Source organism: Rathayibacter tanaceti, from assembly GCF_001634385.1.
GTDB classification, from domain to species: domain Bacteria; phylum Actinomycetota; class Actinomycetes; order Actinomycetales; family Microbacteriaceae; genus Rathayibacter; species Rathayibacter tanaceti.
This window is the reverse complement of record NZ_LIIN01000106.1, coordinates 1-10214: the sequence shown is the minus strand read 5'-3', so window position 1 is coordinate 10214 and position 10214 is coordinate 1. Positions and strand designations below refer to the sequence as shown.

Genomic DNA, 10214 nt, shown 5'->3' with positions numbered 1-10214 from the left:
ACGCGACCGGCGATGGAGGTGGCGGGCGCCGCCCCTCCTGTGCGCGCCGCCGCGATCATCAGGCCGAACCCGCGGCGCCAGGCCTCCGCCTCGGCTCCGCGGAGCACCTCGTCGTAGTAGAGGCTCGGCGAGCGCGGCGGCGCGTGGTCGGAGTCGACGACCACGGGCACCGGCGCGCCCGGCGCCACGACGGGGACGGGCGCCTCCTGCACCACCGTGTCGTCGTGATCGGGGAGGAAGAGCCCGACGACATCGGTCCGCTGGGCCGCTAGACCCCGCGCGCTGCCGCTGGGCACGTAACCCAGCTCGCCGACCGCGCGGATGACCTTCTCCCGGGTGGCCTCGCGCACCGCGCCGGGATTCGTGACGACCCGGGAGACGGTCGCGATCGAGACCCCCGCCCGCTCGGCGACGTCGTAGACCGTCGGACGCGTGCTCACCCGCCCGACTCTAATCGGGTCGGGCCTCAGCCGCGGTGGGTCGAGCCCGCGGAACGGCGCCGACGGACGCTCCGGACGACGAGCACGAGCAGCAGGATGCCGATGGCGCCGTAGATGACCGCATCGAGCACGCCGGCGTACTGGTCGACGAGCTCGTACTGGGTGCCGAGCGCGGCACCGAGGCCGATGAGCAGGCCGTTCCAGACGCCCGAGCCGAGGATCGTCAGACCCGAGAACAGGAGGAGGTTCATCCGCTCCGATCCCGCGGGAAGCGAGATGAGACTCCGGACCCCCGGGATCAGCCGGCCGAACAGCACCACCCAGGTGCCGTGCCGTCGGAACCAGCCGACGGCCTTCTCGAAGTCCTCGCGATCGACGAGCGGCAGCGTCGAGAGCAGGCGGATGGAGCGCTCGGTGCCGATGCGGTGGCCGAGCCCGTAGAGGACGAGCCCACCCAGGTAGGCGCCGAGGGTCGCGGTGAGGACGACCAGCACGAGGTTCATCCGCCCCTGCTGCGCGAGGAACCCCGCCAGCGGGAGGACCAGCTCACTCGGGATCGGCGGGAACACCGTCTCGATCAGCGTCAGGAGGCCCACGCCGGCCTCTCCGAGCGCGGCGATCACCCGCGCAGCGACGCCGACGAGCCCGGAGAGCTCGTCGATGCTGTCGGTGGAGGAGGCGGTCGCCACGGAGGCGGGGGCGAGGGCGAGGGTCGCGATCGTCATGGAGGAGAAGCTACTCAGTCCGCGGAGCGCGCGCCTGGGAATCCGGCGGTGCGGTCAGGGACGGCCGGTGAGCACGACGAGACCCGAGTCCTGCAGACGCACCTCGACGGAGGCGATCCGCGAGAGCGGCAGGCCCGTGGCGAGGCTCGGCTCCATCGTGGTGCCGGGTGCGCTGGTCCACGAGCCGACCGACTCCGTGCTGCCGGACGTGTCGGTCACGTAGAGCACGTAGCCGGTGGATCCTGCGATCTGCTGCGCGGTGTCGGACCAGCTGCAGTCCATGTCGATGCGGGTTCCCCACTGCTGGGGCACGAACTTGACCGACGCCTCGACCGGGACGCCCGGCGCCGCCGCCAGAGCGACCGTCGAGCCGACGGTCTCGACCGGGGAGAGGGAGGGGCCGACGGCCAGCGGGATGGCGATGGCGGCCGCTGCCGAGACTCCGGCCGCGGCGAGCACCAGCCCGGCGATCGTGAGCCGGGTGCGGCGGCGCACCGCGTCGGCCGCAGCGGCGAGGCGGGTCAGGAGGTCGGAGGGTGCCACCTCCTGGGCGCCCGGCTCCGGCTGCTCGATCAGGCGCAGCGCATCGTCCTGAGGCAGGTGCGAGAGCAGTCCCGGCAGTGGGACGAACTCCGTCAGTCCCTCGCGGCAGCCGTCGCACAGGCGCAGGTGCTGCTCGTAGGCGCGGCGGTCGGCGGCCGAGAGGGATCCGAGCAGATAGGGGGCGTCCCAGTCGCGGAAGGGGTCGCCGTGGGACTCGTCGGAGGAGTGGTCGTGGGTCACAGCTCGGTCACCCCTCTTTCCTGCAGCGCGAGCTTGAGTGCCCGCATCCCGTAGTGCATCCGGGACTTGACGGTGCCCGGTGCGATTGCGAGTATCTCGGCGATCTCGGTCACCGTGCGGCCTCCGTAGTAGGCGTGCACGATCACGGCGCGGTGGTCGTGGCTGATCCCGCTCAGGGCGTCCGAGAGCAGCCAGGCGTCGAGCACCTGATCGGTGCGGTCTGCGGTGGCCCGCTCGGGGACCTCGTCCGTGCCCAGCTCGCGGGCATAGCGGGCGCTGCGGCGGTCGTCGATCACGATGTTGCGGGCTACCGTGTAGAGCCAGGATCGCGCGGCCGCCTCGCCCTGGGCGAGGATCTCCGGGTGCTTCCAGGCGCGCAGCAGCGCCTCCTGCACGACGTCCTCCGCGAGCTGCCGGTCTCCCGTCAGCCGCAGGACGAACCGCCAGAGCGCGGTGGAGTGCTCGTCGTGCAACGCACGCAGCATCTCGGCCTGATCCTCGGACATCTCCACCTCTCCCTCTTCAACGGTACGGGAGGCCGAACGGTTCACGAGGGGGTCGATCGGGATCGCCTGCTCCTCGCGCCCGGGCCCGCACTCTGGTAGTCCGGAGTCGATGACCTTCCCCGACGCCGACGACGCCGCACGAGTGCGGGCCTTCCTCCGCGACTCCCGAGCACGCCTGATCGACGACATCCGCCACCTCGTCATGATCGAGAGCCCGAGCGACTCCCTCGAGGCCCTCGGCGAGCTGCACGCCTACCTCGTGCACTGGGTCGGCGAACGGCTCGGCCACGACCTCGACGTGCAGCACCAGCGAGGGCAGGACGCCCCGACCGCGACGAGCTGGACCATTGCAGCCAGCGGCGGAACGCGCGCCTCCCGCGGCACCCGCCCCTTCGTGGCGCTGCTCGGGCACTACGACACCGTCTGGCCGCTCGGCACCACCCGGTCGTGGCCGTTCGCGGTCGACGGCGACCAGCTCACCGGCCCGGGCAGCTACGACATGAAAGTGGGACTCGTGCAGATGGTGTGGCTGGTCGCGGCGCTCCGGCACGCGCGCCTCCCTCATCCGGCGATCCGGCTGGTGATGAGCGGCGACGAGGAGGTGGGCAGCGTCTCCTCCCGGTCGTTCCTCGAGCGCCAGAGCACCGGGGCCGACGCGGTGCTCGTGTTCGAGGGGGCGATCGGCGAGGCGGTGAAGACCGCACGCAAGGGCATCGGCCGCTTCGTGATCGACGTGGTGGGGGTCGAGGCGCACGCCGGAGTCGAGCCGGAGAAGGGCGCGAGCGCGATCCACGAGCTGGGGGCGTTGATCCCGCGGGTGCTGGCGATCGAGCGCGCCGAGGCGGGCACCTCCGTCAACATCGGAGTCGTCGGCGGCGGCTCGCGGGTGAACGTCACGACCGCTCGCGTCCGCCTCGAGCTGGAGGCGCGCATCCGCGGCTCGGCGGAGGCGCCCGAGTCGAGGCCGAACTGAACGCGCTCGAGGCGAGCGACCCGCGGATCCGGCTCGAAGTCCGCGGATCCTGGGAGCGGCCCGTCTTCGAGCGCACCGCGTCCGTCGCCGCGCTGTACCGCCGCGCGGAGCGGGTGGCGCGACGCATCGACGTGCCGCTGACCGAGATCGCTGTGGGCGGAGCGAGCGACGGCAACTTCGTCGCGGCGCTCGGGCTGCCCGTGCTCGACGGGCTCGGCGCGCCGGGCTCCGGTGCTCACGCTCGTACCGAGTCGGTCGGCATCGGGGGCATGCTGGAGCGGACGACTCTGGCGGCTCTCCTGGTGTCGAGCTTCGCGGAGGAGCAGCAGGGACCCGCCACGACGAAGGAGCAGCAGTGACCCTCTACGAATCGCGCCCCGTGGGCGTCGTGATCGAGGCTCCGGCCGCGCAGGTGTACGCCTTCGTGTCCGATCCGGCGAACCTGCCGCGATGGGCCGCGGGTCTCGCCTCGTCGGCCGTCGAGGAGGTGGACGGCCGCTGGTTCGCCGACTCTCCGATGGGCAGGGTCGAGGTGCGCTTCGCGCCCGCGAACCCCTTCGGAGTGGCCGACCACCAGGTGACGCTGCCGGACGGCACGGTGGTCGAGAACCCGCTGCGGGTGCTGGCGAACGGCGACGGCGCCGAAGTCGCCTTCACCGTGCGGAGGCGGCCGGGGATGAGCATGGACGACTGGGACGACGACTGCGCGCAGGTCGCCGACGACCTCGAGACGCTCCGCCTGCTGTTCGAGGGCGACGGGGGCCCGGTCGCGCTGTAGGTTCAGTGCAGCTCCGGCGCAGGGCCGGCACCCGCGAGAACGAGGACGCGATGACCTCTCCCGACCCCACGACCGCCCGCCTCGCCGGCGGCATCGAGCTCAACGGGCTCGACACCATCCAGGAGTCGGAGCGACACGGCCGGCCGCGCGACCTGTTCTGGCCGTGGTTCGCCGCCAATGTGTCGGTGCTCGGGCTCAGCTACGGTTCGTTCCTGCTCGGGTTCGGGCTGTCCTTCTGGCAGGCCACGCTCGTCGGAGTCGTCGGCATCGTCGTCTCCTTCCTCTTCTGCGGCTTCGTCGCCGTCGCGGGCAAGCGCGGCTCCGCCCCCACCATGGTGCTCAGCCGAGCGGCGTTCGGAGTCGACGGCAACCGTCTCGTCTCGGTGATCTCGTGGCTGCTCACCGTCGGCTGGGAGACGGTGCTCGCCTCCCTGGCGGTGCTCGCCACCGCGACAGTGTTCGAGGAATTCGGCTGGGACGGCGGCGTGCTCACCAAACTCGTGGCGCTGATCGTGGTCGCGGCGCTGATCGTGATCGCCGGGATCGCCGGCTTCCGGCTGATCATGCGGCTGCAGCTCGCGATCACGGTCGCCACGGCGGTGCTGACCGTCGTCTACGTGGTGCTCGTGCTGGACCGGATCGACCTCGGCGCCGTCGGCGCCCTGCCCGCCGGCTCGACAGCAGCCGTCATCGGCGGACTCGTGTTCATGATGACCGGCTTCGGACTGGGCTGGGTGAACGCCGCGGCCGACTACTCCCGATACCTGCCACGCAGTGCGAGGACGGGCGGCGTCGTCGCCTGGACGACGATCGGCGGTGCCGTCGCGCCCGTCGTGCTCGTGATCGTCGGCCTGCTGCTGGCCGGATCCTCCCCGGAGCTCTCCGACGCGATCGCCGCCGACCCGATCGGCGCGCTCGCCGGGATCCTGCCGACGTGGTTCCTCCTCCCGTTCATCGTTGTCGCGCTGCTGGGGCTCATCGGCGGAGCCGTGATGGACATCTACTCCTCGGGACTCGCGCTGCTGAGCACGGGCCTGAAGGTCTCGCGACCGGTGGCCGCCGGGATCGACGGCGTGCTGATGGTGCTCGGCGCCGTCTACGTCGTCTTCGTCGCGGGCGACTTCCTCGGCCCGTTCCAGGGCTTCCTGATCACCCTGGGGGTGCCGATCGCGGCCTGGCTCGGCGTGTTCCTCGCGGACCTGCTCCTCCGCCGTCGCGACTACGACCAGGAGTCGCTCTACGACGCGCGCGGCCGTTACGGCAGCGTCTCCGCGGTTCCTGTCGCGCTCGTGCTCCTGGGCGCGGTCGTCGGCTGGGGCCTCGTGGTCAACTACTCCCCCGGCTTCGAGTGGGAGGGCTACCTGCTCGGCCCGCTGGGCGGCCGCGACGGCGACTGGGCGGGTGCGAACCTCGGCGTGCTCGTGGCGCTGGTGATCGGCTTCGTCGGAACCCTGGCTCTCTCGCGCCGCGCAGTACGCGGGCAGGAGGCGAACGCGTGAGCGTGCTCGTCGCCGTCGACCTCCAGCACGTCTTCGCCGATGCGGAGTCGCCGTGGCACTCCGGCGAGTTCGCCCGGGCGGCGGCGGGCACCCAGCGACTGCTCCCGGCGTTCGGCGAGCGGGTGGTGACGACGCGCTTTGTGGCGCCGGAGCGGCCGAGCGGGGCGTGGATCCGCTACTACCGGGAGTGGCCGTTCGCGCTGGTGCCGGACGGCGACCGCCTCTACGAGCTGGTACCCGGCCTCGAGGGGCACCGCACGATCACCGCCGCCACGTTCGGGAAGTGGGGGGCCGAGCTGGAGGCCGCGCTCGACGACTCCCGCGAGATCGTGCTCACGGGCGTCTCGACCGACTGCTGCGTGCTCTCGACGGCGCTCGCCGCGGCGGACGCGGGCGTGCGGGTGCACGTGGTGGCCGATGCGTGCGCCGGAGCGAGCGAGAGCGACCACCGGCGCGCACTGGACGCGATGGCGCTCTACGCGCCGCTGATCGAGGTCACGACGGTCGACGAGGTGCTGGCCGGCGTCCGCGGCTGAACGGGGCGTTCGAGGGACGGTGGACCTCGGATCCGACCGCGCGGGCGTCGCGAGGAGCGCGCGCCACCCGGCATGATGGCGGCATGTCCTCCTCCGACGCCCGCAGCAGCACGGCACCCCGCATCCTGGTCATCGGCGAGGCCCTGATCGACATCGTCGAGCGCGACGGCGGCGTCGAGGAGCACGTCGGTGGCTCGCCCGCGAACGTCGCCCTGACGCTGGCCCGCCTCGGCCGCGCCGCCACTATCGTCACCGACATCGCCGACGACGCGCGAGGCCGCCGCATCGCCGAACACCTCGAGTCCTCCGGGGTGGACGTGCGGCACGGCGACGCCGAGCGCACCTCCACCGCCCGGGCGGTGCTCGCCGAGGACGGATCTGCCCGCTACGTCTTCGACCTCGCGTGGAACCCGCCGGCAGCGGACCCCGCGGGAATGGCGCACGTGCACACCGGCTCCATCGCGATCTACCTCGAGCCCGGCGGCTCAGCAGTGCTCGACCTGCTGGAGGCGCTGCCCGCCGGTGTCACCGCGAGCGTCGATGCGAACATCCGCCCCGCGCTCGTCGGACCGCACTCCGACGCGCTCGCGCGCTTCGAGCGCGTCGCGAGCGCGTGCGAGATCGTGAAGCTCAGCGACGAGGACGCGGAGTGGCTGTACCCGACGATGCAGCTCGACGAGGTCCTGACCCGTCTGCTCGGCCTGGGCGCCCGGCTCGCCGTGGTGACGCGCGGCGGCGACGGCCTGCTGCTCGCCTCCGCCGTCGCCCGTGCGACCGTGCCCGCTGCCCGGATCGTCGTCGCCGACACCATCGGCGCGGGCGACTCGGCGATGGGGGCGATCCTCGACGAGGCGTTGCGCCAGGGACTCGGCGCGCCGAACGGCATGCTCCTGGACGAGCCCTCGCTGCGCGCCGTCGGCCGCCACGCCGTGCACGTCGCGGGGATCACCACCTCGCGCGCGGGAGCGAACCCGCCCACTCGCGCGGAGCTCTGAGCGTCGCGCGCCGGGGTCTGGCGCTCGGACCCCGGCGCGCCGATACTGGGCCCACCACTCGACGGAAGGCTCGCCATGTCCACCTCGCTCAGCCCGTACCTCGGTTTCGACGGCGTCGCGCGGGAGGCGATGGAGTTCTACCGCAGCGTGCTCGGTGGCGAGCTCACCTCGAGCACCTTCGCCGACTTCGGGGCGAGCCAGGACCCGGCCGACCAGGACCGGATCATGCACGCCCAACTGGTGACGACGAACGGCCTCGTCCTGATGGGCTCGGACACGATGTCGTCCGTGCCCGCCGATACGGGCAGCCGCATCACGATCGCGCTCTTCGGCGAGGACGACGCCGAGCTCAGCGGCTACTGGGAAGGCCTGGCCGACGGCGGCTCGATCATCGAGCCGCTGGTCGCTTCGCCCTGGGGCGACCGGTTCGGGATGCTCGTCGACCGCTACGGGATCGGCTGGATGGTGAACATCTCGGCACCCGCCGTCTGAGCTTCCTCCACAGGGCCCTCTCGGGCGGATCGCTCCCCCGGGTCGGTCCAACCGTCCCTCTCGGCCCCGTCGCAGGCGCAGAATGGAGGGGTCGCTCCCGGTCGGGGAGCCGTCCCCTCCACACGAAGGCTGCACATGACGATCACGCTCGGGTACAAGGCATCGGCGGAGCAGTTCGGCGCACGGGAGCTCGTCGAGCTCGCCGTGAGCGCCGAGCGGCACGGCTTCGAGAGCGCCGTCGTCTCCGACCACTTCCAGCCCTGGCGGCACACAGGCGGTCACGCGCCGTTCTCCCTCGCCTGGCTGGCCGCGGCCGGCGAGCGCACGTCGACCATCCGCCTCGGCACCTCGGTGATGACCCCGCACTACCGCTACAACCCGGCCGTCATCGCCCAGGCCTTCGGCACGCTCGGCGTGCTCTACCCGGACAGGATCATGCTCGGCGTCGGCACGGGCGAGGCGCTCAACGAGATCGCGACCGGCTACCAGGGTGCGGGCGAGCAGACCTGGCCGGAGTTCAAGGAGCGGTTCGCCCGCCTCCGCGAGGCCGTCCGGCTCATGCGCGCGCTCTGGGCCGGCGACCGAGTCACCTTCGACGGCGAGTACTACTCCACGCACGAGGCGTCGATCTATGACAAGCCCGACGGCGGCGTGCCGGTCTACATCGCGGCGGGCGGCCCCGTCGTCGCCAGGTACGCGGGCCGCGCCGGCGACGGCTTCATCTGCACATCCGGCAAGGGCATGGAGCTCTACACCGAGAAGCTGCTGCCCGCGGTCGACGAGGGGGCCGCTGCGGCGGGCCGTGACTCCTCGACCCTCGACCGGATGATCGAGATCAAGCTGTCCTACGACCCCGACCCTGCGCGCGCCCTCGAGAACACGCGGTTCTGGGCGCCGCTCTCGCTGACTCCCGAGCAGAAGCACTCGCTGACCGACCCGGTCGACATGGAGAACGCGGCCGACGAGCTGCCGATCGAGCAGGTCGCGAAGCGCTGGATCGTCGGCTCCGACCCGGAGGAGACGGTCGCGCAGATCCTGCCCTACATCGAGGCGGGCTTCACCCACCTCGTGTTCCACGCTCCGGGCGCCGACCAGCAGCGCTTCTTCGACAGCTTCGAGCGCGACCTCGCGCCGCGGCTGCGCGCGCTCTGACCGCACGCCTCCCACTCCTCGATCCCTCCGGAAGGGCCGCTCCGCATGACCACGGCCACCCTCCTCGCCCGACTCGACCGCGGCGAGCCGATCACCCGCGAGAGCGCAGAAGCGCTGCTCGGCGCCCGCGGTGCCGAACTCGACGCGCTCCTCGACGCGGCCGGCCGGCTCCGCGATGAAGGGCTCGCCCGCCGCGGCCGCCCCGGCGTGATCACCTACTCCCGCAAGGTCTTCGTGCCGTTGACCAAACTCTGCCGCGACCGCTGCCACTACTGCGTCTTCGTCGAGACGCCGGGCGGGCTGGCGGCCAAGCGCGAATCGACCTTCATGGAGCCGGAGGAGATCCTCGAGGTCGCCCGCGCGGGAGCCGCGCTCGGCTGCAAGGAGGCGCTGTTCACGCTCGGCGACCGACCGGAGGACCGCTGGCCGGTGGCGCGCGCCTGGCTCACCGAGCACGGCTACGCCTCGACCCTCGAGTACGTCCGGGCGATGGCCGTCCTGGTGATGACCGAGACCGGCATGGTCACCCATCTGAACCCGGGAGTGATGTCGTGGGCCGAGCTGCAGCGGCTCCGCCCCGTCGCGCCCTCGATGGGCATGATGCTCGAGACGACCGCCGAGCGGCTCTGGTCCGAGAAGGGCGGGGTGCACTACGGCTCGCCCGACAAGGAGCCGGCGCTGCGGCTGCGGGTGCTCGAGGACGCGGGGCGCAGCCGCATCCCCTTCACCACCGGTGTGCTGCTGGGCATCGGCGAGAACGCCGCCGAGCGGGCAGACGCCCTCTTCGCCATCCGCGAGTCGCACGAGCGCTGGGGCCACGTGCAGGAGTGCATCGTGCAGAACTTCCGGGCGAAGCCGCGCACCGCGATGCAGAACGAGGTCGACCTCGAGCTCCAGGAGTACGTCGCGAACGTCGCCGTCGCGAGGCTGGTCCTGGGCGCGGACGCGACCATCCAGGCGCCGCCGAACCTCACCGACGAGCAGGAGCTCGGGCTGCTCCTGCGCGCCGGGGTCGACGACTGGGGCGGGGTCAGCCCGCTCACGGCCGATCACGTGAATCCCGAGCGGCCCTGGCCCCACATCGACGACCTCGCCCGGCTCACCGCCGCCGCCGGCTTCCGTCTGCACGAGCGTCTGACCGCGCATCCGCAGTACCTCCGCGACGCCGAGACGTGGATCGACCCGCGCGTCACTCCCTCTGTGCAGGCTCTCGCCGACCACGCGACGTGGCTCGCCGACGAGGCGGCACCCGTGCTCCCCCGGCCCTACCGCGAGACGCTCGAGGCTCCGCCGCGGCCGGCCGCGCCCACGCTCGGCCCCGTGCTCGCCCGGGCC

The 10214-nt window shown here is 72.4% G+C and carries 13 protein-coding genes; 9 read left to right on the top strand and 4 right to left on the bottom strand.

Annotation, left to right across the window (positions count from 1 at the left end; genetic code table 11):
- From ACH61_RS11925 to ACH61_RS11910, 4 genes are all read right to left on the bottom strand, one after another.
- Positions 1–440, bottom strand: a 440-nt coding sequence (locus ACH61_RS11925) for a LacI family DNA-binding transcriptional regulator (protein ID WP_236713664.1), incomplete at its 3' end; no start/stop codon positions are given.
- A gap of 26 nt (positions 441–466) precedes the next feature.
- The gene (locus tag ACH61_RS11920; protein WP_068212319.1) at positions 467–1165 is read right to left on the bottom strand and encodes a DedA family protein; all 699 of its coding nucleotides are present in this window, start codon (positions 1163–1165) and stop codon (positions 467–469) included.
- A 54-nt stretch (positions 1166–1219) separates the two neighbouring features.
- Positions 1220–1948 (bottom strand): anti-sigma factor family protein, encoded by a 729-nt coding sequence (locus ACH61_RS11915; RefSeq protein ID WP_068212317.1) that lies wholly within the window; start codon positions 1946–1948, stop codon positions 1220–1222.
- Entirely contained in the window at positions 1945–2454 is a 510-nt protein-coding gene (locus ACH61_RS11910) for a sigma-70 family RNA polymerase sigma factor (RefSeq protein ID WP_068212322.1), read from the bottom strand. Before ACH61_RS11910 ends, ACH61_RS11915 begins: the two co-directional genes overlap by 4 nt.
- Before the next feature lie 109 nt (positions 2455–2563).
- Between ACH61_RS11910 and ACH61_RS11905 the strand changes: the two genes are divergently transcribed.
- The 9 genes from ACH61_RS11905 to cofG all read left to right on the top strand — a co-directional run.
- A complete protein-coding gene (locus tag ACH61_RS11905) occupies positions 2564–3427 on the top strand; it encodes a M20/M25/M40 family metallo-hydrolase (protein ID WP_201787609.1) in 864 nt (287 codons plus the stop codon).
- A gap of 113 nt (positions 3428–3540) precedes the next feature.
- Positions 3541–3786: a hypothetical protein gene (locus tag ACH61_RS17965; RefSeq protein WP_201787608.1), complete on the top strand. Its 246-nt coding sequence runs from the start codon at positions 3541–3543 to the stop codon at positions 3784–3786.
- Positions 3783–4205: an SRPBCC family protein gene (locus ACH61_RS11900; RefSeq protein ID WP_068212314.1), complete on the top strand. Its 423-nt coding sequence runs from the start codon at positions 3783–3785 to the stop codon at positions 4203–4205. Before ACH61_RS17965 ends, ACH61_RS11900 begins: the two co-directional genes overlap by 4 nt.
- A gap of 50 nt (positions 4206–4255) precedes the next feature.
- Complete coding sequence (locus tag ACH61_RS11895) at positions 4256–5704, top strand: purine-cytosine permease family protein (RefSeq protein WP_068212321.1); 1449 nt, start codon at positions 4256–4258, stop codon at positions 5702–5704.
- Positions 5701–6240 carry a cysteine hydrolase family protein gene (locus tag ACH61_RS11890; protein WP_068212313.1) on the top strand — a complete coding sequence of 180 codons (540 nt, stop codon included), beginning with the start codon at positions 5701–5703 and terminating at the stop codon, positions 6238–6240. The genes ACH61_RS11895 and ACH61_RS11890 overlap by 4 nt, the downstream gene beginning before the upstream one ends.
- Before the next feature lie 83 nt (positions 6241–6323).
- Complete coding sequence (locus ACH61_RS11885; RefSeq protein ID WP_068212311.1) at positions 6324–7235, top strand: carbohydrate kinase family protein; 912 nt, start codon at positions 6324–6326, stop codon at positions 7233–7235.
- A gap of 75 nt (positions 7236–7310) precedes the next feature.
- Positions 7311–7727 (top strand): VOC family protein, encoded by a 417-nt coding sequence (locus tag ACH61_RS11880; RefSeq protein WP_068212310.1) that lies wholly within the window; start codon positions 7311–7313, stop codon positions 7725–7727.
- 135 nt (positions 7728–7862) lie between these two features.
- A complete protein-coding gene (gene fgd, locus ACH61_RS11875; protein ID WP_068212308.1) occupies positions 7863–8879 on the top strand; it encodes a glucose-6-phosphate dehydrogenase (coenzyme-F420) in 1017 nt (338 codons plus the stop codon).
- Positions 8880–8924: 45 nt separating this feature from the next.
- On the top strand, positions 8925–10214 hold a 1290-nt coding region (cofG, locus tag ACH61_RS11870; RefSeq protein WP_153038851.1), incomplete at its 3' end, for a 7,8-didemethyl-8-hydroxy-5-deazariboflavin synthase CofG.

What these genes read in the sequence shown, in the direction of transcription:
- ACH61_RS11920 (WP_068212319.1), bottom strand. Translation starts at nt 1,165, where the DNA reads ATGACGATCGCGACCCTCGCCCTCGCCCCCGCCTCCGTGGCGACCGCC.
- ACH61_RS11910 (WP_068212322.1), bottom strand. Translation starts at nt 2,454, where the DNA reads ATGTCCGAGGATCAGGCCGAGATGCTGCGTGCGTTGCACGACGAGCAC.
- ACH61_RS11905 (WP_201787609.1), top strand. Translation starts at nt 2,564, where the DNA reads ATGACCTTCCCCGACGCCGACGACGCCGCACGAGTGCGGGCCTTCCTC.
- ACH61_RS11895 (WP_068212321.1), top strand. Translation starts at nt 4,256, where the DNA reads ATGACCTCTCCCGACCCCACGACCGCCCGCCTCGCCGGCGGCATCGAG.
- ACH61_RS11885 (WP_068212311.1), top strand. Translation starts at nt 6,324, where the DNA reads ATGTCCTCCTCCGACGCCCGCAGCAGCACGGCACCCCGCATCCTGGTC.
- ACH61_RS11880 (WP_068212310.1), top strand. Translation starts at nt 7,311, where the DNA reads ATGTCCACCTCGCTCAGCCCGTACCTCGGTTTCGACGGCGTCGCGCGG.
- fgd (WP_068212308.1), top strand. Translation starts at nt 7,863, where the DNA reads ATGACGATCACGCTCGGGTACAAGGCATCGGCGGAGCAGTTCGGCGCA.